The 24,615-nt window shown below is 65.0% G+C and carries 26 protein-coding genes and 1 riboswitch; of the genes, 17 read left to right on the top strand and 9 right to left on the bottom strand.

From position 1 onward, the window contains the following. Positions 1 to 62: 62 nt before the first annotated feature. Positions 63 to 353 (top strand): lipoprotein, encoded by a 291-nt coding sequence (locus tag IVB07_RS04060; RefSeq protein WP_007615309.1) that lies wholly within the window; start codon positions 63 to 65, stop codon positions 351 to 353. 23 nt (positions 354 to 376) lie between these two features. After that, the gene (gene lysA, locus IVB07_RS04065) at positions 377 to 1,642 is read left to right on the top strand and encodes a diaminopimelate decarboxylase (protein ID WP_018453245.1); all 1,266 of its coding nucleotides are present in this window, start codon (positions 377 to 379) and stop codon (positions 1,640 to 1,642) included. A gap of 56 nt (positions 1,643 to 1,698) precedes the next feature. Here lysA and IVB07_RS04070 read toward each other — a convergent pair whose 3' ends face one another. Then, positions 1,699 to 2,217, bottom strand: a complete 519-nt coding sequence (locus IVB07_RS04070) for an SRPBCC family protein (protein ID WP_026232494.1) — start codon at positions 2,215 to 2,217, stop codon at positions 1,699 to 1,701. Positions 2,218 to 2,399: 182 nt separating this feature from the next. Between IVB07_RS04070 and IVB07_RS04075 the strand changes: the two genes are divergently transcribed. Both IVB07_RS04075 and IVB07_RS04080 read left to right on the top strand, forming a co-directional pair. Then, entirely contained in the window at positions 2,400 to 3,098 is a 699-nt protein-coding gene (locus tag IVB07_RS04075) for a helix-turn-helix domain-containing protein (RefSeq protein ID WP_018453247.1), read from the top strand. A gap of 131 nt (positions 3,099 to 3,229) precedes the next feature. After that, positions 3,230 to 3,556 carry a DUF1330 domain-containing protein gene (locus tag IVB07_RS04080; protein WP_018453248.1) on the top strand — a complete coding sequence of 109 codons (327 nt, stop codon included), beginning with the start codon at positions 3,230 to 3,232 and terminating at the stop codon, positions 3,554 to 3,556. 400 nt (positions 3,557 to 3,956) lie between these two features. On the opposite strand, the gene IVB07_RS04085 is transcribed toward IVB07_RS04080, so the two are convergent. Both IVB07_RS04085 and IVB07_RS04090 read right to left on the bottom strand, forming a co-directional pair. After that, a complete protein-coding gene (locus IVB07_RS04085; protein ID WP_018453250.1) occupies positions 3,957 to 4,853 on the bottom strand; it encodes an NAD(P)-dependent oxidoreductase in 897 nt (298 codons plus the stop codon). 217 nt (positions 4,854 to 5,070) lie between these two features. After that, positions 5,071 to 5,454 carry a carboxymuconolactone decarboxylase family protein gene (locus IVB07_RS04090; RefSeq protein WP_007597318.1) on the bottom strand — a complete coding sequence of 128 codons (384 nt, stop codon included), beginning with the start codon at positions 5,452 to 5,454 and terminating at the stop codon, positions 5,071 to 5,073. Between the two features lie 166 nt (positions 5,455 to 5,620). On the opposite strand from IVB07_RS04090, the gene IVB07_RS04095 reads away from it, so the two are divergent. Further along, a complete protein-coding gene (locus tag IVB07_RS04095; protein ID WP_018453251.1) occupies positions 5,621 to 7,567 on the top strand; it encodes a TIGR02302 family protein in 1,947 nt (648 codons plus the stop codon). Continuing rightward, positions 7,555 to 8,718: a DUF4175 family protein gene (locus IVB07_RS04100; RefSeq protein WP_085350740.1), complete on the top strand. Its 1,164-nt coding sequence runs from the start codon at positions 7,555 to 7,557 to the stop codon at positions 8,716 to 8,718. Before IVB07_RS04095 ends, IVB07_RS04100 begins: the two co-directional genes overlap by 13 nt. 135 nt (positions 8,719 to 8,853) lie before the next feature. On the opposite strand, the gene IVB07_RS04105 is transcribed toward IVB07_RS04100, so the two are convergent. Together IVB07_RS04105 and IVB07_RS04110 are read right to left on the bottom strand one after the other, a co-directional pair. Further along, on the bottom strand, positions 8,854 to 9,228 hold the full coding sequence (locus IVB07_RS04105) for a response regulator (protein ID WP_018453253.1): 375 nt from the start codon (positions 9,226 to 9,228) through the stop codon (positions 8,854 to 8,856). Between the two features lie 59 nt (positions 9,229 to 9,287). Next, complete coding sequence (locus tag IVB07_RS04110) at positions 9,288 to 10,160, bottom strand: MJ0042-type zinc finger domain-containing protein (RefSeq protein ID WP_026232495.1); 873 nt, start codon at positions 10,158 to 10,160, stop codon at positions 9,288 to 9,290. A gap of 191 nt (positions 10,161 to 10,351) precedes the next feature. On the opposite strand from IVB07_RS04110, the gene ftsE reads away from it, so the two are divergent. The 4 genes from ftsE (at position 10,352) to IVB07_RS04130 (ending at position 13,761) form a co-directional block, all read left to right on the top strand. Next, positions 10,352 to 11,011 (top strand): cell division ATP-binding protein FtsE, encoded by a 660-nt coding sequence (ftsE, locus tag IVB07_RS04115; RefSeq protein ID WP_008135325.1) that lies wholly within the window; start codon positions 10,352 to 10,354, stop codon positions 11,009 to 11,011. Beyond that, the gene (locus IVB07_RS04120; RefSeq protein WP_007597308.1) at positions 11,004 to 11,972 is read left to right on the top strand and encodes an ABC transporter permease; all 969 of its coding nucleotides are present in this window, start codon (positions 11,004 to 11,006) and stop codon (positions 11,970 to 11,972) included. The genes ftsE and IVB07_RS04120 overlap by 8 nt, the downstream gene beginning before the upstream one ends. A gap of 277 nt (positions 11,973 to 12,249) precedes the next feature. Continuing rightward, complete coding sequence (locus IVB07_RS04125; RefSeq protein ID WP_018453256.1) at positions 12,250 to 12,954, top strand: YdcF family protein; 705 nt, start codon at positions 12,250 to 12,252, stop codon at positions 12,952 to 12,954. A 33-nt stretch (positions 12,955 to 12,987) separates the two neighbouring features. Continuing rightward, positions 12,988 to 13,761 carry a lysophospholipid acyltransferase family protein gene (locus IVB07_RS04130; protein ID WP_085361285.1) on the top strand — a complete coding sequence of 258 codons (774 nt, stop codon included), beginning with the start codon at positions 12,988 to 12,990 and terminating at the stop codon, positions 13,759 to 13,761. Here the strand turns inward: IVB07_RS04130 and IVB07_RS04135 are convergent. Continuing rightward, on the bottom strand, positions 13,758 to 14,369 hold the full coding sequence (locus tag IVB07_RS04135; protein WP_018453258.1) for a gamma-glutamylcyclotransferase: 612 nt from the start codon (positions 14,367 to 14,369) through the stop codon (positions 13,758 to 13,760). The two genes, IVB07_RS04130 and IVB07_RS04135, sit on opposite strands and share 4 nt — an antisense overlap. Positions 14,370 to 14,479: 110 nt before the next feature. Between IVB07_RS04135 and IVB07_RS04140 the strand changes: the two genes are divergently transcribed. From IVB07_RS04140 to IVB07_RS04160, 5 genes are all read left to right on the top strand, one after another. Continuing rightward, positions 14,480 to 15,664: a DUF2125 domain-containing protein gene (locus IVB07_RS04140; RefSeq protein WP_018453259.1), complete on the top strand. Its 1,185-nt coding sequence runs from the start codon at positions 14,480 to 14,482 to the stop codon at positions 15,662 to 15,664. A gap of 242 nt (positions 15,665 to 15,906) precedes the next feature. Next, positions 15,907 to 17,250 (top strand): GDSL-type esterase/lipase family protein, encoded by a 1,344-nt coding sequence (locus IVB07_RS04145; RefSeq protein WP_247299294.1) that lies wholly within the window; start codon positions 15,907 to 15,909, stop codon positions 17,248 to 17,250. Between the two features lie 190 nt (positions 17,251 to 17,440). Then, complete coding sequence (locus IVB07_RS04150; protein ID WP_018453261.1) at positions 17,441 to 17,668, top strand: hypothetical protein; 228 nt, start codon at positions 17,441 to 17,443, stop codon at positions 17,666 to 17,668. Between the two features lie 299 nt (positions 17,669 to 17,967). Then, entirely contained in the window at positions 17,968 to 18,663 is a 696-nt protein-coding gene (locus tag IVB07_RS04155) for a hypothetical protein (protein WP_240543318.1), read from the top strand. A 5-nt stretch (positions 18,664 to 18,668) separates the two neighbouring features. Continuing rightward, positions 18,669 to 19,322: a hypothetical protein gene (locus tag IVB07_RS04160; protein WP_245288367.1), complete on the top strand. Its 654-nt coding sequence runs from the start codon at positions 18,669 to 18,671 to the stop codon at positions 19,320 to 19,322. 114 nt (positions 19,323 to 19,436) lie between these two features. Here IVB07_RS04160 and IVB07_RS04165 read toward each other — a convergent pair whose 3' ends face one another. Genes IVB07_RS04165 through IVB07_RS04175 form a run of 3 tightly spaced genes read right to left on the bottom strand, consistent with a single transcriptional unit; the run spans position 19,437 to position 22,350 of the window. Next, positions 19,437 to 20,375, bottom strand: a complete 939-nt coding sequence (locus IVB07_RS04165) for a prephenate/arogenate dehydrogenase family protein (RefSeq protein WP_018453262.1) — start codon at positions 20,373 to 20,375, stop codon at positions 19,437 to 19,439. After that, on the bottom strand, positions 20,372 to 21,466 hold the full coding sequence (locus IVB07_RS04170) for a histidinol-phosphate transaminase (protein WP_026232497.1): 1,095 nt from the start codon (positions 21,464 to 21,466) through the stop codon (positions 20,372 to 20,374). Before IVB07_RS04170 ends, IVB07_RS04165 begins: the two co-directional genes overlap by 4 nt. A gap of 35 nt (positions 21,467 to 21,501) precedes the next feature. After that, the gene (locus tag IVB07_RS04175; protein ID WP_026232498.1) at positions 21,502 to 22,350 is read right to left on the bottom strand and encodes a chorismate mutase; all 849 of its coding nucleotides are present in this window, start codon (positions 22,348 to 22,350) and stop codon (positions 21,502 to 21,504) included. A gap of 204 nt (positions 22,351 to 22,554) precedes the next feature. Then, positions 22,555 to 22,634, top strand: a riboswitch (SAM riboswitch). A gap of 90 nt (positions 22,635 to 22,724) precedes the next feature. Between IVB07_RS04175 and IVB07_RS04180 the strand changes: the two genes are divergently transcribed. Together IVB07_RS04180 and metW are read left to right on the top strand one after the other, a co-directional pair. Beyond that, positions 22,725 to 23,927, top strand: coding sequence for a homoserine O-acetyltransferase (locus tag IVB07_RS04180; RefSeq protein WP_018453265.1), 1,203 nt, complete (start codon positions 22,725 to 22,727; stop codon positions 23,925 to 23,927). Positions 23,928 to 23,939: 12 nt separating this feature from the next. Beyond that, positions 23,940 to 24,602 (top strand): methionine biosynthesis protein MetW, encoded by a 663-nt coding sequence (metW, locus tag IVB07_RS04185; RefSeq protein ID WP_018453266.1) that lies wholly within the window; start codon positions 23,940 to 23,942, stop codon positions 24,600 to 24,602. Positions 24,603 to 24,615 lie beyond the last annotated feature (13 nt).

The raw sequence follows: 24,615 nt of genomic DNA on the forward strand, positions 1-24,615 counted from the left end.
CCGGGTCTCGCCAGAGCGCGCCAATCTCTGTATGGTGCGCCGCGCGTAGTGGGGATTTCGTCGTGACGTCAAAGTTTCGCCCGGCCGGCTCGGGGTGGGCCATCATTGTCTTGAGCCTGACGGCGCTCGCGCTTGCCGGCTGTGGCCGCAAGGGCCCGCTGGATCTGCCGCCGACCGCCTCCAGCGCGTCAACGGCCAACGTCGCGCCGCCGACCGATACCGAGACCGAAGCCCAGAAGACGCCGAGCGTGTTCAACCCCACCTATGGCGCGGACGCCGCACCGGCGGCGACCAAGGGCAGGAAGAAACCGTTTATCCTCGACCCGCTCCTGGACGAAAGACCCAGCCGATAGGCTGGGGCAACTGAGCCAACGCCATGAATCATTTTGACTATCGCAACGGCGTGCTGCACGCCGAGGCGGTGAACCTGTCCGAGCTGGCTGCAACCGTCGGCACGCCGTTCTATTGCTATTCGACCGCGACGCTCGAGCGGCACTATCGCGTTTTCACCGACGCCTTCGCGGGCGAGAAGGTGCTGGTCTGCTACGCCATGAAGGCAAATTCCAACCAGTCGGTGCTGCGCACGCTGGCCAGGCTCGGCGCCGGCGCGGACGTGGTGTCCGGCGGCGAATTGAAGCGCGCGCTGGCCGCCGGCATTCCAGCAAGCAAGATCCTGTTCTCCGGCGTCGGCAAGACGGAAGCCGAGCTGCGCGCTGCGCTGGCGGCCGACATCCTCTGCCTCAATGTCGAATCCGAGCCCGAGCTCGAGCTGCTGTCGCGCCTTGCGACCGAGACCGGGAAGACCGCGCGGATCTCGATCCGTGTCAATCCTGACGTCGATGCCGGCACGCATGCGAAGATTTCGACCGGCAAGTCCGAGAACAAGTTCGGCATCCCGATCGCGCATGCCCGCGAGGTCTATGCCCGCGCCGCGAAGCTGCCGGGCATCGAGGTCACAGGCACCGACGTGCATATCGGCAGCCAGATCACCGACCTCTCCAAGATGGAGATCGCGTTCCGCATCCTCTCCGAATTCGTGCAGACGCTGCGTGCCGACGGCCACAACATCTCGCATGTCGATTTCGGCGGCGGTCTCGGCATTCCCTATTACATGGACCGCGAGGCGCCGCCGGCGCCCGACGCCTATGCCGCGATGGTCAAGCGCGTCAGCCACAATCTCGGCTGCACGCTGATGTTCGAACCGGGCCGCATGATCGTCGGCAATGCCGGCATCCTGGTCGCCAAGGTGATCTATGTGAAGCACGGTGACGGCAAGAATTTCGTCATCATCGACGCCGCCATGAACGATCTGATCCGCCCGACGCTGTACGAGGCCCATCACGACATTCTGCCGGTGACGCAGCCTGCGACGGGGGCCGCGACCATCATGGCCGACGTCGTCGGCCCGGTCTGCGAGACCGGCGACTATCTCGCACTCGATCGCACGCTACCGACGCCAAAGCCCGGCGACCTCATCGCCATCATGACCGCCGGCGCCTACGGCGCAGTGCAGGCCGGCACCTACAATACGCGGCCGCTGGTGCCCGAAGTGCTGGTGAAGGGCGACCAGTACGCGGTCGTGCGTCCGCGCATCGAGGTCGAGCAATTGATCGCGATGGATACGCCGGCGCCGTGGCTATGAGGCTGTGATTGTCCACGATGAGCGCAGCTAGCGCTGCGCCCATCGCTGCATTGACCCTACTTCTTGAACCGGTCCCTGATTGCGGCGAGGCCGGAATCATAGACGCCGCCGAGGGCATCGACCGCTTCCTTCTCCCGCCCCGGGTCGGGCGTGTAGATGCCGGTCCATGTCACCACCGATGCGCCTTCACCCTTTGCCGTGACCTTGATGGTCGACTTGTACTGGCTCACCGGCAGTGGGCTCGACAGGAACGCGTAGGAATAGCTGTAGTCTTTGTCGTTCCGCGCAGTCTGCGTCTCCACGAACGAGGCCTTGCCGTCCCTGGTGACGAGCGTCCGGGTTGGCGGCGACTTGCCGTCCGCAATGCACTGCCCCACCGGCGGCAGCCAATCCTTGATCGCGCAGAACGGCCCGATGACGGACCACACCTCGGCCGCAGCACTGCTGACCTCGATGCTCCTCGTCAGATTGGCTGCGGACGCCGGCATGACGCCGACGCCCAGGCCGAGGGTGCAAATCGCGGCGCTGCGAACCGAAACGAGCAATCTGGAAGCCGTTGAATCGTATTTCTTCATGGTAATCTCCTGTGTCCGGCGGGCCGCGATTGCGGCGGCCGGCTTGCCAATGCCGGTCGAATAGACGCTCACCACGGTCCGCGGCCAGTTCAGAGAATGAATCGCTGCTGATACAGAAACTGAACTAGGAAGCCGCGCGCCGCGGCCCTAAGGTTGCGCCTTCGCTTGTCACGGAGGCCCGCATGACCATCGGCAGCTACAGGCAGTTCTGTCCGGTCGCGATGGCGGCCGAGATATTGTGCACGCGCTGGACCGTCGTGCTGCTACGTGAACTCGTCGCCGGCTCGACCCGGTTCAACGAGTTGCGCCGCGGCGTTCCCCGCATGTCGCCTGCGCTGCTTTCCCAGCGCCTCAAGGAACTCGAAGCTGCAGGCATCATCATCCGCCAGCCGTCGGCTTCCGAGCGCGGCGTGATCGAGTATCAGCTGACCGCTTCCGGACGCGAACTCGGCCCCATCGTCGAGGCGTTCGGCATCTGGGGCCAGCGCCGCATCGAGTCGGATCTGTCGCTTCAGCATCTCGATGTCCAGCTGTTGATGTGGGACATGCGGCGGAATTTGAACACGACGCCGATGCCGACCCGCCGCAGCGTGCTGCAGTTCGCGTATCCGGAATTACCTTCGACGCAGCGATTGTGGTGGCTGATCGTCGATCCCGACGACAGTGTCGACCTCTGCTCGATTGATCCCGGTTTCGACGTTGACCTTTACGTGTCGGTTGATCTGCGCACCATGACGGCGATCTGGATGGGACTCGATTCCGTGCGGGCGGCCGCCGCAAGCCGGCGGATGCTGCTCACCGGCGATCGGCAGCTTGCCGCGGCCATGCAAAGTTGGCTCGGCCTTAGCCCGTTCGCCAAGGAACGCAAGCTGGCGAGCTGATCCAGGGCGGCGCAATTCAGTATTTGTATCGCCCCGCTACAGTTCCCGTACTGGCAAGTCCGCGCCGTGTTCTGGCACCAAGTGATGCCCGCCCTTCAACGCGGAGCTGAACTCGAGCCAGGAGACACGACATGACAGCGTATCTGATCGCGGACATCAAAGTGACTGACGGAAAGTGGGTGCCGGACTACGCCGCGTCCGTCCACGAGCTGGTGCACAAGCATGGCGGCAAGTATCTTTCCCGCAGCGGCAATGTGAAAACTCTTGAAGGTGCCCCTCTCGACACATCGCTGATCGCGATCATGTCTTTTCCCACGGCGAAAGCGGCGGAGTCCTTCGTTACTGATCCCGCCTACGGCCGATTCGCGGCAGCGCGCAGGGGCGGCAGCGAGAGCCGCTTCCAGTTGATCGACGATACGGACTTGGCCGGCACGATCCCCTATCTCGCCAAGGCTTGAACTGCGTCTTCGTCAAAAACCCGGCCGCAGGCGCAGACGTGCCCGGCCAACACAGGAGATCGAATGAACGATTCACTCGCCGGCGCCGGCCTGCTTCGCATGCTTTTCGTAGCTTGCAGCGTGGCCTTCGTGCTCGGACTCTCCGGCGTCGCGTCGGCCCGGGTCACACGGTGCGACATTACGTGGGTCAGCTGCAACAATACCTCTGCGAAATGCTCGAGCGAGAGACGGTGCATGCGCAGGTGCGACGAGAAGTATATCAAATGCAGCGGGGGCTCGGCCTCCCTGCAACTGGAGCAGCCGATCGACCTTCCGGAACTTGGCAGACGCCGCTCGTAGCAGATCGATCCAAGGAGGACAGCGCAGCGCCGGTCGTCGGCGCTGCGCTGTCGTGTTGGCGCTAGCCGGGTGGCCTGCCGCCCACCACAACGCCCGCCCTCTTCTCGATCGGCTTGATCGCCGCGGTGAAATCGGACTCGGCGCCTTCCGTGCTGATGACCGTCTCCCACAACCGGCAGACCGCCTCCGCGACCTCCATCGACAGGCCGAGCTGCTTCATCTCCTCCAGCGCCAGCCGCACGTCCTTCACCATCAATCCCGTGGCGAAGCCGAAGTCGAAGCTGCGCGGCAGCACCGAGCGCGGAAACTTGTCGCGGCTCGCGGTGTTCATGCCGGAGCCGGCATTGATGACGTCGATCATCACGGCGGGATCGAGCCCCGCCTTGACGCCCATCACCACCGCTTCCGAGGTCGCCACGATCGCGGTGGCCGACAAGAAGTTGTTGGCGAGCTTCATGGTCTGCGCCGCGCCGGGCTTCTCGCCAATGAAGAACACTTTCCCGATGACGTCGAGCGCGGGCTTGAGCAGCTCGAACTCGGTCTTCGGCCCCGAGACCATTACCGCGAGAGTGCCTTTCTCGGCGCCGCCGACGCCGCCGGAAACTGGGCAATCGATCTGCACGATGTCATGCTTGGCGAGCAGGCCGTGAATCTTCACCGCCATCGCTGAGCCGACGGTGGAGAGATCGACGAAGCGTTTGACGCGGCTTCCCTCGATCACGCCGTTCGGCCCCGTCGCAACCGCGAGCGAAGCCTGCAGCGAAGGCAGGCTCGCCATGACGGTCTCGACCTGGTCGGCGACGTCCTTCGGCGACGTCGCCGCAGTGGCGCCGCGCGCCACCAGCTTGTCGACGACCTCCTGGCGCGTGTCGAATACGACGAGCCGGTGGCCGGCCTCGATCAGCCGCCGTGCCATCGGGAAACCCATATTTCCGAGGCCGATGAATCCGATGTCCATGGTGTTTCCTTGTGGTGATTATTCGTTGTTGTTGATCGGCCCGTATCCATCCTCGGTGTCTTCCTGGCGAAAGCCAGGACCCATTACCCCAGGGAGACGTTTTGGCGCGAAGTGGCAACTCCGAGTGCCCGTAACCACACCTGCCAGTGGCTATGGGTCCGGCTTTCGCCAGGACGACATGGGGACGTCGCGTCCCCGTCCTTCACGCCGGCACCCCTCACGCCTTGCCGTCGATCTCCGCGAACACCTCGCGCGCAATTCGAAAACTGTCAACCGCGGCCGGCATGCCGCCATAGATTGCGACCTGCATCAGGATCTCGCGGATCTCGTCGCGGCTGACGCCGTTGGTGAGTGCACCCTTCAGATGCGCGCGGAATTCGTGCTGACGATTGAGGATCGCGATCATCGCGATGTTGAGCATGCTGCGGGTCTTGCGCGGCAGCTCCTCGCGGCCCCACACCGTGCCCCAGCAATATTCGTTGAGCATCTCCTGGAACGGACGGTTGAAGTCGTCGACGGTCTTCAGGGCGTTGTTGACATAGGCCTCGCCCAACACTGCTTTGCGGACTTCCAGGCCCTTGTCGTGCATCTTCTTGTCCATGGTGTTTCCTTTGTTTTCCTTGGCTGTCGGCGCGGAAATTACGGGGTTGCGGCGGGCCAGTCACGTCCTCGTGTTATGCGGGAAAAGGGGTGTCTCCCGTACAGGAACGGATGCCTCAGTGCTGCCGTTGTGGTACGCTTCTCTACCGGGCAACCTGGAGAGTTGATTGAACGGCGTCACCCCCGACCCGTCAGACCCGATCCGCGATGGCGACGCTCTGTCGCGGCTGAAGCTGGCGCAAGCCCTGCAGCGGGCCACTTATGCCATCGCGTGGGAGCGTGCCTGGCCAAATTTGGCGCGGCTTCTCACCGTCGTCGGTCTGTTCCTGGTGGTGTCCTGGGCCGGCCTCTGGCTGGCGCTGCCGTCCATTGCCCGCGCCATCGGTCTCGTCGTTTTCGCCGGCGTCGCGATTGTCACCCTGTTCCCGTTGAGTCGCTTCCGCTGGCCGAGCCGCGAGGAGGCGCTGGCCCGACTCGACCGCGGCTCCGGCATCCGTCACCGGCCGGCCACCACGCTGACGGACACGCTGAGCTCGCAGGACCCGGTTGCGCAGGCCTTGTGGCGGGCGCAGCGTGAGCGCACGCTGGCTTCGATCAAGCGCATCCGCGCCGGTCTGCCGAAGCCCCGGCTCGCTCTGCATGATCCCTGGGCGCTGCGCGCGCTGGTCATGGTGATGCTGGTTGCGACCTTCTTCGCTGCCGGCGACGAGCGTGCGATGCGGCTCGGGGCCGCCTTCCACTGGAACGGCGTGCTGGCCCCGACGAATGTTCGCGTCGATGCCTGGGTCACGCCGCCGCTCTACACCGGCAAGCCGCCGGTCATTCTGTCGGCCGCGAACAAGGAGGCCGCCGCGCTGCCGGCCAGCGGTCCGCTTGCCGTTCCCGCCGGCTCGACCCTGATCGTTCGCTCCTCCGGCGGCAGCCTTGATGTTGTCGTCTCCGGCGGCCTCAAGGAAGTAGCGCCCACCGAAGCCGCGCCCAAGGGCACCAACGAGAAGCATTTTGCCATCAGCGGCGACGGCACCGCGCATGTCCGCGCGCCCTCCGGCCAGCCGCAATGGGCGTTTGCGGCAACGCCGGACCGCGCGCCGACGATCGCGCTGGCCAAGGATCCCGAGCGCCAGGCCCGTGGCGGACTCCAGCTCACCTACAAGATCGAGGACGATTACGGCGTCACCGGCGCCGATGCGCAAATCGGCCTGCGTGCCGCCGATACCAAAGATGGTGTCAAGGATGGCAGCAAGGAGGCCGACACCAAGGCCGCCGCGCGGCCGCTATTCCAGCCGCCGCAATTCCCGCTCGTGCTGCCGAATGCGCGCACCCGCAACGGCGTCGGTCAGACGGTGAAGGACCTCAGCGAGGATCCCTATGCCGGTGCCGATGTCACGCTGACCCTCACCGCCAAGGACGAGGCCGGCAACGAGGCCAAGAGCGAGCCCTTCAACATGCGCCTGCCCGAGCGGCTGTTCACCAACTTGCTCGCGCGCGCGCTGGTCGAGCAGCGCCGCATCCTGGCGCTCGACGCCAACAAGAATTCGGATGTCTACGCCGCCCTCGACGCGCTGATGATCGCACCCGAATTGTTCACGCCGGATGCGGGCTGCTATCTCGGCCTGCGCAGTCTGGCGCTGCAGCTGGAAGCCGCCCGCACCGACGACGCGCTGCGCGATGTAGTGGGAAGCATGTGGGCGTTCGCGGTCACCATCGAGGACGACGGTGTCGCCGGCAGCGTCAACGCCGCGCTGCGCTCGGCTCAGGACGCGCTCAAGCGGGCGCTGGAACGCGGCGCCAGCGAGGACGAGATCAAAGCGCTGACGCAAAAGCTTCGCGAGGCGATGGCCGGCAAGGTGCGCGATCTCGCCCGGCGCGCCGAGCAGAATCCGCTTGGACCCCGGCAGCCTTTCCCGGCAGAGGTTCAGCTCATCCTCGACAAGGCGGTCGAGCTGCGACAGAAGACCCAGCATGCCAAGCCCGAGCAGCTCGAAGAGCTGGCGCAGCAGCAGGACGTCTTGCGCCAGCAGCTGCAGGCCTATCGGAAGTCGGCGAACAGCCGGGCGAAGGGGGGCGAGGACGGCGCCAATCAGTTTACGCGGGACCGGAAATGCGGAAGCTAGCGCGCGTGCCAGTCGTGAAGGCGATCTCGATCGCCTGTCTTGCCCTCCTCCTGGGAGGCTTCCCCGCTGCCGTCTCGGCCCAGCAGGACCAGGATCCCGATGCGCTGCTCGATAGCGCGGAAAAGGCGATGCAGGAGTCCGGCGACAGCCTCAGGCAAAAGGAGTCCGGACGGAGCCTGAACAATCAATCCGATGCGATTCAGAAGCTCGAGGACTACAAGCGCGCGACGGAAAAGAGCCAATCCTCCAATCGCGATCGTTCCGTCATCACGCAGCGCGATCTCGACGAGCTGTTGAAGCAGATCGAGAAGGCCGCGAAGGAAGGCAATCGCGAGGCGGCCCAGCGCCTGCTCGAGCAGCTCGCGCAGATCATGGAAAACCTCCAGATGGCGCAGCCCGGGCAATCCGGCGACAGCGACATGGAGCAGGCGCTCAACGAGCTCAGCGACATGATCCGCAAGCAGCAGCAATTGCGCGACAAGACTTTCAAGCAGGGGCAGGATTCCCGGCGTGAGCGCTCGCGCGGCAAGCAGCAGGGCGACCAGTCGATGTCGGATCTCCAGCAGGATCAGCAGTCGCTGCGCGACCGCCTGAAGAAGCTGCAGGACGAGCTCGCCAAGCGCGGCCTCACGCAGAAGGGGCAAAAGGGCCAGAAGAGCCAGGGCCAGAAGGGGCAAAAGGGTCAGCAGGGCGAGCAGGGACAGCCGGGCCAGGATGGCGATCAGGACGGTGACCAGGGCGATGACGACGGCAGTCTGGACGCCGCCGACGGGGCCATGGGCGATGCCGGCTCGCAGCTCGGCGAAGGCAATTCGGATGGTGCCGTGGACTCGCAGGGGAAAGCTCTCGAGGCCTTGCGCAAGGGCGCGCAGAAGATGGCCGAGGCGATGCAGCAGGGCGATGGCGACGGGCAGGGCGATGGCCCCGGCAACCGGCCCGGTCGTCAGCAGAGCGGCGGCAATCAGACCGATCCGCTCGGTCGCCCACTTCACGGCCGCGATCTGAGCGACGACTACACGGTCAAGATCCCCGGCGAGATCGACGCCCAGCGCGTCCGCCGCATCCTCGAGGAGCTCCGCCGCCGCTTGGGGGACAGCTCGCGCCCGCAGATCGAGCTCGATTACATCGAGCGGCTGCTGAAGGATTTTTGAGTTCTCTGTCATTGCCCGGCTTGACCGGGCGATCCAGTACTCCGACACGGTTGTGATTCAATCGAGAGGCTGCGGCTACTGGATGCCCCGGTCAAGCCGGGGCATGACAGCGGAATACGTGGCGCCCCGACGCCGCTACCCCTTCTTCGCCGCCAGCGCGTCCGCCACCGCCGTGCGGATGTCGGCGACCGAGAACGGCTTGGTCACGACGTCATGCACCAGCGCATTGAGGTTCGAGGCGCGCTCGCGCTGGTCGGCAAAGCCGGTCATCAGCAGAATGGTCAAATCGGGGAAATCGCGTGCGACGGAAAGCGCCAGCGCGATGCCGTCCATCACCGGCATCTGGATGTCGGTGAGCAGCAGGTCGAACCTGCCGTCCGCGCGCGTGAGGATCTCCAGCGCCTCGGCGCCGTCTTGCGCGGTGACGATCTCGTGGCCGTCCATGGCGATGGCGCGCGCCACCAGCTGGCGCATCGAATCCTCGTCGTCGGCGATCAGGATCTTGGACATGAGACCAACCTTGGGATCAATCTCGCCACCAACTTTGCCTGCGAGACCTGCGAAATCGATTATACGCTGCCGCCGGCGATGTCGCGTCGGTTGAAGAAGCGAACGTCGATATTGCGGCCCTCCGGCGGCGGCGAGGCCAGGCGCGAGCGGAAGAAGGCGCGCTCGCCGGGCTGTAATACGGTCTGTTCCAGAACGGCGTTCCAGGCGTAGATTTCCGCGCCTTGCGCGTCGCGCACTGCGAAGCGCAAGCGGGGAATGTCGAGCGGCTTCTTGCCCTGTCCCACGATCACGCCCTCGATCACCAGCACCTGCTTACCGTCTACTGTCTCGCTGGAGAGCTTGACGTCCTTGAAGGCGAGTGCGCGCAGGTTAACTTCGAGGCCGACCATCCTGTAGAAGGCTGCCGTCTGCGGCAGCAGCCGCACCATGTCTCCGCGCCAGATCACCAGCGCCAGGACCAGCGCGCCCATGGCGGCGCAGGCGGTCGGCAGGCCGAAATGGGATTTTCGCGGGGCCGCCGGACGGCGCACTCGCGCGCCGCGGCGACGGCCGAACAGGCCACGGAACCAGGACTGGTGCTGTTCGCCGCCGACTTCCTCCTCAACGGATCGGGCGGCCGCGGACCATTCGTCCTCGGTGTCGGCGGCTTCCTGGTCCGGCCAGTCGCTGGCGATCGAGGGGCTGTCAACGACAGGCGCGTCAGCGGCTCCGTCGTCCTGGGCATAGGAGTTCCATTGCTCGGCGAGATCGGCCTGGTCGTCGGCCCGGCTGGCCGCGGCCATGGCCGGCACAGATGCCTCCTCGATGGCATCCTCGGCATGGGCGACCCACGTTTCCTTGCAACGGGAACAGCGCACGGTCCGGCCGTTCGCCCCAAGGCTCGCGGGCTTGATGGCGTAGGATGTCGTACAATGAGGGCAGACGATATGCATGGACGAGCCTTGATGCATGGACAAGTCTTGATCGTGACACGGTCGTGGAGAACCGAGACGGAAAGATGCTACCAATTATGCTACAGGACGACCGTTAACGAACCGGAAACCATAACGGCCGCAAAACCCGCGGATCGCGTGTGGCGGAGCACAGCCGTGCGGCCCGCGGCCTCTCTCGAACGGAGCTGAGCTTGGTTCGGTTCGAAAATGTCGGATTGCGTTACGGCCTGGGGCCCGAGGTCCTGCGCGACCTCAACTTCCAGATCCCGGCGCATTCCTTCCAGTTCCTCACCGGCCCGTCCGGCGCCGGCAAGACCTCGTTGCTGCGCCTGTTGTTCCTCTCGCATCGCCCGACGCGGGGGCTCGTCAACTTGTTCGGTCACGACATCTCGCAGCTCGGCAAGGACGAGATCGCAGACTTGCGCAAGCGCATCGGCATCGTGCTCCAGGATTTCCGCCTGCTCGATCACATGACGACCTATGAAAACGTGGCGCTGCCGTTCCGCGTGATGGGCCGCAGCGAATCGAGCTACCGCAAGGAGGTCATCGATCTCCTGAAATGGGTTGGGCTCGGCGAGCGCATGGACGCGCTGCCGCCGATCCTGTCCGGCGGCGAAAAGCAGCGCGCGGCAATCGCGCGCGCCGTGATCTCGCGGCCGCAGCTGCTGCTGGCCGACGAGCCAACCGGCAGCGTCGATCCGACGCTCGGCCGCCGCCTGCTGCGGCTGTTCATCGAGCTCAACAAGTCAGGCACCGCCGTCATCATCGCCACCCACGATATCGCCCTGATGGACCAGTACGAGGCGCGACGCTTCGTGCTGCACCAGGGACGGCTGCACGTCTATGAATAGGCCCGACGAGCGCGGCGTGCTGGTCGATCTCGGGCAGGAGGGGCCGCCGCTTCCGGCCCGGGCGCGCAATATGTCGCCGATCGTGCCGCGCGCCTCGATCCACGGCCGCGCGCTGGTCGCCGTTGTCGCCATCATGACCTTCCTGGCCTCGATGACGACCGGCACGGTGCTGCTGGTGAGCGCCTCCGCCGCCGAATGGCAGTCGGATGTCGCGAGCGAGATCACCATTCAGGTCCGGCCGCAGACGGGCCGCGATCTCGAACGCGACACCGCGGCGGTGACCGAGGCCATGCGCGCGCAAGCCGGCATCGTCGAGGTCAAGCCGTTCACGAAGGACGAGAGCGGCAAGCTACTCGAGCCCTGGCTCGGCACCGGGCTGTCGATGGACGATCTGCCGGTCCCGCGCATGATCATCGCGCGCGTGCAGCCCGGCACGGCGCTCGATCTCGGCGCCTTGCGCGCCCGCGTGACCCAGGTGGCGCCAAGCGCCAGCGTCGACGATCACCGCGCCTGGATCGAGCGCATGCGCTCGATGACCAACGCCACCGTGCTCGCCGGTCTCGGCATCCTCGCGCTCGTCATCGTCGCCACCATCATCTCGGTGTCGTTCGCAACCCGCGGCGCCATGGCGGCGAACCGTCCGATCGTCGAGGTGCTGCATTTCGTCGGCGCCGGCGACCGCTACATCGCCAACCGCTTCCTGCGTCATTTCCTCAGGCTGGGGCTGGAGGGCGGCGTGATCGGCGGCGGCGCCGCCATGCTGGTGTTCGGCTTCTCCGAGTCGATTGCAGGCTGGTTTTCGGGCACTCCCGTCGGCGACCAGTTCGCCGCGCTGCTCGGCACCTTCTCGCTGCGGCCATCCGGCTACATCGTGCTCGCGGTGCAGGCCGTGCTGATCGGCGCCATCACCGCGGTCGCCTCGCGCCAGACGCTGTTCGCGACGCTGAATGATGTCGATTGAGATGGTTTTCTTCCTTCTCCCCTTGTGGGAGAAGGTGGCGCGAAGCGCCGGATGAGGGGTTCTATCCACGTGCACGAACGTCGAGGCGAGTTCGCGGAGACATACCCCTCACCCGTCTCGCCGCTATCGCGGCGAGCCACTCTCTCCCACAAGGGGAGAGGGGAAAGCTGGTTCGCGGCCCCAGCGCTTCGCCACATAGTTTGAGGCCGACAAACCGGACTCCACTTCGCCTCAAAACGTCCTAAAATCACCTCTGGGAAGGGATCACCGACATCGCATGAGCGCGCCGACCGCCGATCGATCGCCGAAACTGCCGCGCGGGTGGCTGCGCGCGGCCGTGATGTCGACGATTGCGCTCGCCTTCGTCGGCGCGGCGGCGGGCTTTATTGCGTTTCTGTCGCAATTGCGCGGCGCCGAGATCGCGCCGGACCGCAAGGCGGACGGCATCGTGGTGCTCACCGGCGGCTCCTCGCGGGTGTCGGATGCGATGGAGCTGCTCGCTGCCGGCTACGGCAGGAGGCTCCTGATCTCCGGCGTACACCCGACCTCGACGGCGAGCGACATCTCCCGGACGCTGCCGGAGAACCAGTCTTTCATGCGTTGCTGCGTCGATCTCGACCGCACCGCGGTCTCGACCCGCGGCAATGCCGCGGAAGCGCGGCGCTGGGCCGCGGGACGCGGCTTCAAATCGCTGATCGTGGTCACCTCGAACTATCATATGCCGCGCGCGCTGGTGGAATTCTCGCATGCGATGCCGGAGGCGACACTGATCCCGTTCGTGGTGGTCGGCGACAAATGGCGCGACGAGCCGTGGTGGACCTCGGCGTCCACTTTGCGGCTGCTGCTGTCGGAATATGTCAAGTATATCGCGGCGGAGGTCAGGGTGCGGCTGGAGGATTTCGGGATTGACCTTTCGCCCGAGATGTCGGAGCAGCCTTCCGGGCTGCAGGCGAAGCGGCCCGCCACCGCACAGGCCAATTGATCGGCAACTGATCGGCAATTGATCGGATCCTCGATGTTCTTGATTTTCCTGCGATCGCTCGTGTTCAACGTGCTGTTCTACACCGTGCTGGTGTGCCTCGCGATCGTGGCGCTGCCGACCTTCGCATTGCCGCCGCGCGCCATGCTCACGGTCGCGCAATGGTGGGCAAAGGCGACGCTGTTTCTGATGCGGGCTGTCTGCAACATCAAGGTGGAATTCCGCGGCCTCGAAAAGATCCCGAGGGGACCATTGGTCGTTGTGGCGAAGCACCAGTCGTTCTGGGAGACGTTCGTCTTGCCGGGCTTCTTCGACCGTCCGATTTTCATCCTCAAGCGTCAGCTCATGCAGATCCCGGTGTTCGGCCAGTTCCTGGTCAAGACCGGGATGATCGCGATCGACCGCAATGCCGGCGTCAAGGCGCTGCTGGACATGACGCGGCGGGCGCGGGAGGCGGTGCGCAGCGGCGGGCAGCTCGTGATCTTTCCCGAAGGCACGCGCCGCGCCCCGGGCGCGCCACCGGACTACAAGAGCGGCTTCGCGCAGATCTATTCGTCCTGCGGCGCGCCGTGCCTGCCGATCGCGCTCAATTCCGGCCTGTTCTGGCCGCGCCGCACCTTCATGCGCTATCCCGGCACGCTGGTGGTGGAATTCCTCGATCCGCTGCCGCCGGGCTTGCCCAAGGACGAGTATCTCTCCCGTGTGCAAACGGTGATCGAAGACGCGACCGGTCGCCTCGTCGAAGCGGGCCGCAAGGAGCAGGAGCAGCTGATCGGCTCGGCGCCGAGCTATGCGCCGTTGGAGAGCTAGCGGTTTTCCCGATCGTCCGCCGGAGCCGGCGCGTGCGGAGAATGCGCATCACCATGCAGCATCATGGCAAGCTGATGCAGCTGCGCATCGCGAAAGCCTTCGGCCTCGATCGCCTTCACCGTCGCAGTCACGTAGTCGCGGTTGGCGCCGGACTGGCCGTGGCCCTGGAGCACGTGGCGATGCTGGTCGGTGAGCGACAGCCGACCGGCATATTGCACATGGCCCCGGTCGACGACATAGGCGAGCGCGGAGACGCGCTGCCGCGCATCGTTCTCCAGCCACACCGAGCGCATGACTTCGCGATAGACCGACGTCACCTGCTCGCGCGCGCGCAGATAGGCGACGACGTCGGCGCGGTTCTTTTCGGCGACGCGGAAGGCGATGCCGCGGCAGGCGCCGCCGCGGTCGAGGCCGAGCACCAGACCCGGCTTCTCCGGCGTGCCACGGTGGACGAAGGAATAGACACAGAGCGCGCGGTGCTCGCCGACCAGCCGCGCGGGGACGCGCTCCTCGAATTCGAAACCCGGCCGCCACATCAGCGAGCCGTAGCCGAACACCCAGAGGTCGCCTTTGGCTGTGGTGACGGAGGGGAGGGTGATTTCCGACATTTCGGGCACGGCTACCAGAACCGCGCTCCCAAGCGAAGCGAATTCTCCGCCTTTCGGAGCACGCCAACCTCGCTTACATTTGACAAAATCAGGGGTCAAAGGGTCGCCGCATGTCCGATATGACCGTTGCCGCACGCCGGCGCTCCCGCTGGGGCCTTTTCATCGCCCCTGTCATCCTCCTGATCCTCGCGGTGGCGTGGAGCTGCTTCTGGTTCTATGCGGCGTCGCAGGCCGAAATCGCCGCCGATGCCTGGCGCGCGCAGGAGGCCAAATCCGGCCGCGTCTATGATTGCGCCAAGCGCTCGATCGCGGGCTTCCCCTTCCGCTTCGAGGTCCGGTGTTCGGGCGCCAGCGTCGCCCTGGTGTCGCAGAACGCCAGCAAGACGCCGTTCACGGCGAAGCTCGACAACATCCTGGTCGTCGCCCAAGTCTACGATCCCAAGCGCGTCATCGCCGAATTTACCGCACCCGCGACGCTCACTGACGGCGTCACGCAGAGCACCTTCGTGGTGAACTGGAGCAAGGGTCGCAGCAGTGTGGTCGGCCTGCCCGCCGTGCCGGAGCGCGCTTCCATCGTGTTCGAGGAGCCGACCGTCAATCGTGTCGACGGCAGCATGCAGGTGCCGCTCGCGCGCGCAAAACAGGTCGAGCTGCATGGACGCCTTGCGGATGGATCTCCGTCCGATCATCCCGTGATCGAGACCGTGCTCCAGATCGCGCAGGGCAGCGTCCAGGGCGTTCATCCGCTGCTCGCCGAGCCGTTCGAGGCCGACACGCGGGCGAAGATCACCGGACTGTCCGATCTCACGCCAAAGCCGTGGCCGCAGCGCTTCCGCGAGATCCAGGCCGCCGGCGGCCATATCGAGATCGTGCAGTCCCGCATCCAGCAGGGCGAGATGATCGCGGTTGCGGCCGGCACGCTCGGGCTCTCGGCAAACGGCCGCCTCGATGGCGAATTGCAGATGACCGTGACGGGCCTGGAGCGCGTGATCCCCGCGCTCGGCATCGAGAAGATGCTGCAGGAGGGGGTGCCGCAGGCGACCCTCGATCGCGTCGCGCCCGGCGTGAAGTCGCAGGACCTCAACAATCTGTTCGGTGCGCTCGACCGTGCCGTTCCCGGCCTCGGCAAGGTCATCAAGCAGAACGCCAATGCAGGCGTTGCCGCCGGCATCAATTCGATCGGCACCGAGAGCACGCTGGAAGGCAAGAAGGCTCGCAGCTTCCCGCTGAAGTTCGTCGACGGCGCCGTGCTGCTCGGCCCGGTCAAGGTCGGCCAGATCCCGCCGCTGTATTAGGTCGTGAATTCATAAACCTGCCGGGCGGACAGCTCGGTCCGTCTGATGCGTTCGAAACTGTGAACAGATCGTTTCTGCGAAGAGCTTCTTGTCGGCGCCGGTGACGCAACCTGCGAGGTCCTCTCCTGCGTCGGGCGAGGAGTGCGACAGTGCGTCTGGACAGGTAGCGTTCTGCCGCCCTATTGAAGACCAACTGACGGCTCTAAGGCCGCGCCCAAATTATCTGGGGTTCGGGGGAAACAATGCGCGCGTTGAATTGTCTCGTGGCAGCATCGCTGCTCGTTGCCTCGCTTCAGACCGCAACCGCAAAGGATAGCGAACATTGGGTGGTGTCCTGGACGGGCGCGGTTCAGGGCCCATACCCCGTCGGCAATCCGTCAGCCCAGCCCGAACAGAAATTCGCGTTTCCCGAGCCTGCGGCCGGTGCGCGGGACCAGACCTTTCGCCTGATCGTGCGGCCGGATATCTGGGGCCGTCAGGCCCGCATCCGGCTCAGCAACGCCTTCGGCACCAAACCCGTCACGTTTGACGGCGTTTACGTCGGCCTGCAGTCGGGCAGTGCCGCGTTGATCCGCGGCTCCAACATTCCGGTTACGTTCGCCGGCACGGCTTCCGTTACGGTGTCGCCGGGGAATTCGGTCTGGAGCGATGCGATCGCGCTGCCGTTTGCAAAGCGGCCCGATGACCTCGCCGGCCGCCGGCTTGCGGTCAGTTTTCATGTCGCCGGCCAGAGCGGCCCGATGACCTGGCACGCCAAAGCGCTGACCACCTCCTATGTCAGTGCGCCCGGCGCCGGCGCGAAGGGCGCCCTGGAAGACGAGGCTTCCTTCCCCTATGCGACTGCGTCATGGTTCTTCCTCGATGCGATCGAGATGACTGCGCCTGCCGATGCCTTCGCCATCATGGCGTTTGGGGATTCGATTACCGACGGGACCGCCTCAACCATGAATGGCGACGATCGCTGGCCCAACGTGCTGTCGCGTCGCCTGAAGGCAGTCTACGGCAACAAGGTTGCCGTAGTGAATGGCGGCATCGGTGGCAACCAAATCGCAGGCCCGGCCGAATATGGTCCCGACAAACCGTACGCGGGCGGCCCCGCTTCGGGCCAGCGGCTCGAGCGTGACGTGCTGTCGCTGTCCGGCATATCGAGCCTGATCTGGCTGGAAGGTATCAACGATTTCAGCAAGAACGGCAATTTTACCGCCGACCAAGTCATCGCCGCGATGAAGGATCGTGTCGCGAGGCTACGTGCGAAATGGCCGCAAGCCCGGATCATCGGCGCCACCGTCGTTTCGGCATTGGGTAGCACCAGCGCGGCACATGGTTTTCCCGAGCAGGATGACAAGCGCAAGGCGCTCAACGCATTCATCCGTAGCTCGGGGACATTCGACGGTGTAATCGATTTTGATCGGGCGACGCTCGATCCGGCCTCGGGTGGCCTCAAGCCGGAGTTCGTTCCCGAAAGCACGACTGGTGGCGCCGGCGACAAGCTTCATCCCAACCGCACCGGATATCTGGCGATGGGACAGGCCATCGACCTCGAGCTGTTCAAGCCGGGAAAGATTAGCCGTAGCGCGAAGCAGTAGGATGGATTCAGAGTCTCCTCTCTCCATTCATCGCCCTCAGCTGTCGTAACTCCCTCCATGCGGGTTACGAGCTGAACTCACGGCCGCTTCGCCGGATCGTGATGACCGGCCGGGAATGCCGAGCCGCAAACTCCGCTCTCTCTCCATGTCGGCCGCACGATGATGCGGTCGCCCAGGCAGGAGAGATATCATGACCAAGTCCAGGCTGTTCATTGCCGGTATCGCCATCTCGACCACGCTCGCGACGCCCGCGTTTGCGCAGTGGCAATGGCAGTTGCAGGAGCCGGCAGCATACGCCTCGATGTATCCGAACGGTGATCGCAACGTCTCGAATCCGACGACGCGGGAGACGATGGCCTTCGTCCCCTCGCCGAAATCACCGCGCCCAATGGTGATGCGCGCGACCAAGGGCAAATAGCCGCCATCCACCACTTGCCCGTCGCGAACTGGGCCCGGTCATGTCCCGGCCGGGCCCAATGCGCGTTGCCTTGAACGAGGCCTCGAAAAGTTGCCTTGGACAATCGCGACAGTCGCGCGTGCGGATCGACAGCCAACGAAAATATTCCGAACAGGATCGTCAGGAAAACGTGATGCACAAGATGCACGGCGCCGCGAATAACCGCAGCCGCATTCAAATCACTCCACACCAGGGAAGCATGCATGCGCCGGAGATGGCGCGCGGAATCCAATCCGCTTCCCAAATGGAGGAAGCTTCAAATGCGGATCATCAATTGCGGACTGATGCTGGGTATTCTCGCTGCCTGTTCAGGGCAGGCGCATGCCGACGACAATGTCACAACCGAAATCCACTCGCTGAAGGCGAAGCTGAAGGAGCTCCAGCAGCGCGTGGACTCCGAGGCGCGCAAGACGCGACAGGGTGAAGCGCAGGCGAAGGCCGTTCAGTTACCAGCAAGTTACAAGGCGCTCGCCGCCGATCCATGTGCGGCCGGCAAGGTCTGCTACAAGGGCGTGACGTTGACCTTCGGTGGCTGGGTCGATCTCACCGGCGTCTACCGCTCGCGGAATCTCGCTTCCGATACCGGCTCGGTCTACAACTTCATCCCCTATCAGCAGAGCCGCAACTTCAACATCCCGGAAACGCGCTTCTCGGCACGCCAGAGCAGGTTCTCGGTGCTGGCCGAGGGCAATGCCGATGCCGACACGCACCTCGCGGGTTATGGCGAGATCGATTTCGAAGGTGCGGCTCAGACGGCGAGCTCGGTTGCGACCAACTCGTTCAATCCGCGCATGCGGCAGCTCAGCCTGGAACTGGACCGCAGCGATCTCGGTCTTCACTTCCTCGCCGGGCAATCCTGGTCGCTGAACGCGCCGACCAAGTCCGGCATCGATCCTCGTGGCGTCGATGCGCCCGGCGTGATCGACTTCGAATCCGTTCCGGGATTTCTTGCCTGAATCAGGTGCCCGACGTCACGGTCAAGGCCGCCTGGGACCCAAGGCTCGGGCCCTATAAGTTGCATGTCGAGGGGTGGGCGCTCTACCGCCAGCTGTTCGACCGTTTCAACAACGCCAACCACCCCTACGACACCGGAAGCTTCGGCGGACACATCTTCGTCGAGCTGATTCCGAAAACCCTCGATCTTCAGCTCTATGGCTCGCACGGCGTGCTGGGCCGCTTCACGGCAACACCGTTCGCCGACGCGGCGGTGGCGCAGGACGGCACCCTCCTCCCGCTGACGATCACGGCGGCCGCCGTCGGCCTGATCTGGCACGCGACGCCCAGCCTCGATGTCTACTCCTATGCAGGCCTCGAAAAGGCCAAGGCGAATTTCGCCAATGTTGGAACGGTGCCGTTCGGCTACGGCAATCCGCTCTACAACAACACCGGCTGCTTCACCGAAAACTCGGCGGGCGCGACCTGCAACGGCAACACCAGGGAGGTTCGGCAGATCACGGCCGGGATCTACGACACCATCTACCAAGGCAATTTCGGCACGCTCAAAGCCGGCCTGCAATATTCCTACACGCAACGGTTCGCGTTCGCCGGCGTCGGCGGCGCGCCGAAGACCGACGACAACGTCGTCATGACGCAGATCCGGTACTACCCATTCTAGTCACGGAGCCACGCAGGCTCGTAGCCCGGATGGAGAGAAGCGCGATCCGGGAATCCTGCCTCAAGCGACGGAAGTCCCGGATTACGCCTGCGCTCCATCCGGGCCACTTCGGTGCTACGGCTTGTTGCCGAGCTGCGCATGCGGCCGGCCGAAATCGGGCGCGGCCGAATCCTGGCCGATTTCGACAATGCCGCGGCGGATGGCGCGGGTGCGGGTGAAGTGGTCGAACAGCGCCTCGCCATCGCCGCGGCGGATTGCGCGGGTGAGCTTTGCCAGATCCTCAGTGAAGGTGCCGAGCATCTCCAGCACGGCTTCCTTGTTGGCGAGGAAGACGTCGCGCCACATCGTCGGATCGGAGGCGGCGATGCGCGTGAAGTCGCGAAAGCCGCCGGCGGAGAACTTGATGACCTCTGACTCCGTCACCTGCGCCAGCTCGTCGGCGGTGCCGACGATGGTGTAGGCGATCAGATGCGGCAGATGGCTGGTGATCGCGAGCACGAGATCATGATGATCCGGCGTCATGATCTCGACCTTGGCACCCATCGCCGCCCAGAACGCGCGCAGGCGATCGGTGGCAGCCGCATCAACGCCCTCCGGCGGGGTGAGGATGCACCAGCGGTTGATGAAGAGCTCGGCGAAGCCGGAATCGGGACCCGAATGCTCGGTGCCTGCGACGGGATGCGCCGGCACGAAATGGACGCCTTCCGGCAGGTGCGGCGCCATATCCCTGACGATGGCGCCCTTGACCGAGCCGACGTCGGAGATGATCGCGCCGGGTTTGAGATGCGCGGAGATCTCCTGCGCCACCGGGCCGCAGGCGCCGACGGGAATGCAGAGGATGACGAGATCGGCGTCCTTCACGGCTTCCGCATTGGTCGCGACGACCTGATCGACGATGCCGAGCTCCATCACGCGTGCGCGCGTCTTCTCCGAGCGCGCGGTGGTGACGATCTCGGAAGCCAGACCCTGGAGCTTCGCGGCGCGTGCGATCGAGCCCCCGATCAGGCCGAAGCCGATCAGCGCGACGCGCTGGAAGTGCGGGGTCGCGCTCATCGTCCGGCCATGAAGTCGCGCAGGCCCTCGACGACGAGGCGGTTGGCCTCCTCGGTGCCGATGGTCATGCGCAGCGAATGCGGCAGGCCGTAGTTCTTCAAGCCGCGCAGCACCAGCCCGCGCTTGGTGAGGAAGGCGTCGGCTGCGTCCGAGGTCTTGCCCTCGGTCGGGAAGTGGATCAGCACGAAATTGGCGACGCTCGGCGTCACCTTCAGCCCGAGCTTGCCGATCTCCTCGGCGAGCCAGTTGCGCCAGGTCTCGGTGAAATGCTTCGACATGGCCTGGTGCGCTGTGTCCTCGATCGCGGCAACGGCGGCGTACATGGCCGGCGTCGACACGTTGAAGGGACCCCGGATGCGGTTGACCGCGTCGATGATGTGCTCGGGGCCGAACATCCAGCCGATGCGCAGCGCCGCAAGACCATGGATCTTGGAGAAGGTGTGGGTCACCACCGTGTTTTCGGTGGTCGCGACCAGCTCGATCCCCATCTCGTAATCGTTGCGCGAGACGTAGTCGCAATAGGCTGCGTCCAGCACCAGCAGCACGTGCGAGGGCAGGCCGGCGCGCAGGCGCTTGACCTCGTCGAACGGCACATAGGTGCCGGTCGGATTGTTGGGGTTGGCGAGCCAGACCAGCTTTGTCTTCGGCGTCACCGCCTTGAGGATGGCGTCGACATCGCAGGTGAGGTTCTTCTCGGCCGCGATGACATTCTTCGCGCCGACCGCCATGGTCGCGATCGGATAGACCAGAAAGCCGTGCGTGGTCGAGATCGCCTCGTCACCGTGGCTGAGATAGGTGTGGGCGAGCAGGTTGAGGATCTCGTCCGAGCCGGCGCCGCAGATGACGCGGTTGGGATCGAGCCCGAAGGTGCGCCCGATTGCTTCGCGCAGCACGCGCGAGGTTCCTTCCGGATAGTCTTCCAGATGATCCGCCACCTGCTTGAACGCCTCGATCGCCTTCGGCGAGGGCCCGAACGGCGTCTCGTTGGCCGAGAGCTTGAACACCTTGCGGCCAGGCTCTGCCACCGGGGTCTTGCCGGGCGTGTAGGGCGCAATATCGAGAATGCCGGGATTCGGCACGGGGCGGGACATCTTCAACTCCGGAGTGGGCTTAAGCGGTTCGCGACTTACGATTTCGACCCGGTCGGGGGCACCGTATAGCGCGTTGCGTGGCTGCCGACGAGGGCCGTGGAGCGCACCGAGGCCCCCGCTTCGATCAGGGCAGCCTTGATCTTGTCGATGCTGCTTGTCGCGGTGACCGAGACCAGCAGCGCGGCGCCGTCGAAGGCGGTGTCGGGCACCGCCACGATCTCGGCGAGCGGCGACAGGGCGCGCGCGACCTCCGCATTCCACCCAGAGACGCGTACGCTGAAGGTCTCGACCTCCGTCACCAGCGCGCTGTCGGCGACGCGCGAGACCGCGAACACGGGCAACGCCGCCGGATGGTCGGCGCGCTCGACGAAGGGCAGCCGCGCGATGATCTTTGGCGCGCCAGCTTCTTCCAGCGACAGCCACCACGGCGTGCGGCTCGAGGTCGCCGAGACCAGCGCCAGATCGCCCTTGGACTTCGCGACGGCCTCGACCGCCGCCTGCGCGCTGAAATGCGCGACGTAAGGCACGGTGAAGCCGAAATGGAATCGCGCGGAATCGCGCATGGCCGGCTCGCTCGCCGAGATGTCGGCGTGGACCGAGAACGGGGCCTGGACATAGGTGAAGGTCGCGATGATGACGCGCCAGATGCTCTCGACCGTGTCGAGCGGCAGGATGCCGCGATGACGCTGCACGAGGTCGCGCATCATGGAGGCCTCGCGTGCCGGGCGGAACGCCGAGCCGACCTCCTGGGTCTGCTTCACCTGGATCAGGCGGTCGATGATGTCGCCGCGTTGCATCAGCAGGCGATGCATGCCTTCGTCGATCGCGTCGATCTCCTTACGCAATTCCTGGAGTGATGGTGGCGCGGGCGGACGTTGGGACATGTCTGACAGGTGCTGCTGAGAGGCTTTCCAATGCGGATCAGTCGAGCCGTCACCGCTGTGATGGATATCCTGATTAGGCAGTCGGGGCTGCGAAAGCAAAGAGAAATGCAAAGAGAAATCGGGCCCTTTCCGCCCGTGGCGCGACAGGCGAATTTGGCTGATCCGGGCCGTGACTTGACGAAAACCGTCCAAGACGGTAGTTTTTACCCGTTCCGTGGTCATTTGAGCCGGCCGGCTTGCAGCCACGTTAAAAAACTCGCTAAACAGGCCGGGGACGCTTTCGATCCCGGCCGAACCTATCGTTCAGGCCGGGTTTTTCATGGCCTGATGTCAATGCGGTCACTTCTACGATCGCAAACGAGGTCGATGGTCAGATGGTTGGCGTCCAGTCCATTCCGAGTCCCGCGATCACCGCCGACGAGCGGTCGCACGAGGTGGATCATCCGAGTTCGCACGTCGCGCAGTTCGGCTCGGAGCAGCCGCTGCGGCTCGACTGCGGGGTCGATCTCAGCCCGTTCCAGATCGCCTACCAGACCTACGGCGAGCTGAATGCCGATCGCTCCAACGCGATCCTGATCTGCCATGCGCTGACCGGCGACCAGCACGTCGCCAACGTGCACCCTGTCACCGGCAAGCCCGGCTGGTGGGAGACCTTGGTCGGCCCCGGCCGGCCGCTCGATCCCAACGAATATTTTATCATCTGCTCCAACGTGATCGGCGGCTGCATGGGCTCGACCGGCCCGGCCTCGATCAATCCCGCGACCGGCAAGGTTTGGGGGCTCGATTTCCCCGTCATCACCATCCCCGACATGGTGCGCGCGCAGGCGATGCTGATCGACCGGCTCGGCATCGACACGCTGTTCGCGGTCGTCGGCGGCTCGATGGGCGGCATGCAAGTGCTACAATGGACTGCGGCGTATCCGAGTCGCGTGTTCTCCGCGCTGGCGATTGCCTGCTCGACACGACACTCGGCGCAGAACATCGCGTTCCACGAGCTTGGCCGTCAGGCGGTGATGGCCGACCCCGACTGGCACCATGGCGGCTATGCCGATCGAGGTATCCATCCGCATCGTGGCCTCGCTGTCGCCCGGATGGCGGCGCACATCACCTATCTCTCCGACGCCGCGCTGCATCGAAAATTCGGGCGGCGCATGCAGGACCGCGAGCTGCCGACTTTCTCTTTCGACGCCGACTTCCAGGTTGAGTCCTATCTGCGCTACCAGGGCTCGTCCTTCGTCGAGCGCTTCGACGCCAACTCCTATCTCTATCTGACCCGCGCGATGGACTATTTCGACATCGCCGCCGACCACGGCGGTGTGCTGGCGAAGGCGTTCGCGGGAATCCAGACCCGCTTCTGCGTGGTCTCCTTCACCAGCGACTGGCTGTTCCCGACCTCGGAATCGCGCGCGCTGGTGCACGCGCTGAATGCGTCGAGCGCGCGGGTGTCGTTCGCCGAAATCGAGACCGATCGCGGTCACGACGCCTTCCTGCTCGACGTGCCCGAATTCCTTGATATCTCCCGCGCCTTCCTGCAATCGGCAGGCAAGGCGCGCGGGCTCACCGCCAATAATGCTTAAGGACGGCTAGTCATGTCTGTACAGGAAGCGTTGCCGCTGGGCGGCCTTGCGACCGGGCAGCCCGGTGATTTTCGCGCGGACCATGTGCTGGTGGCCAACATGGTCAAGCCGGGCTCGAAGGTGCTCGACGTCGGCTGCGGCGAGGGCGACCTGCTCCAACTGCTGGAAACCCGCGGCGTCGACGGCCGCGGCATCGAGCTGTCGCGCGAGGGCGTCAACCGCTGCGTCGCCAAGGGTCTTGCGGTGGTGCAGGGCGATGCCGACACCGACCTCGTGAATTATCCGGATGACGCCTTCGACTACGTGATCCTGTCGCAGACGTTGCAGGCGACGCGGCAGCCGAAAGTGGTGCTGGAGAATTTGCTGCGCATCGGCCGCCGCGCCATCGTGTCGTTCCCGAATTTCGGCTTCTGGAAGATGCGGCTCCAGCTCCTGATCGGCGGCCACATGCCGCGCACGGAGAACCTGCCGGCAAGCTGGTATGACACCGCCAACATCCATTTCTGCACCATCAAGGATTTCGTCGAGCTCTGCGACGCGATCGACGTCAAGATGGAACGTGCCGAGGCGCTCGACCTCTACGGCCGTCCGCTGCGGCTGCGGATGCCTTGGTGGGTGTGGAATCTGTTCGGCGAGCAGGGCGTGTTTCTGCTGACGCGGGGCGGCAGGAAGTAGGCCGGCCCGTTAC

The sequence above is a fragment of the Bradyrhizobium sp. 172 genome (assembly GCF_023101065.1).
GTDB lineage: Bacteria > Pseudomonadota > Alphaproteobacteria > Rhizobiales > Xanthobacteraceae > Bradyrhizobium > Bradyrhizobium canariense_D.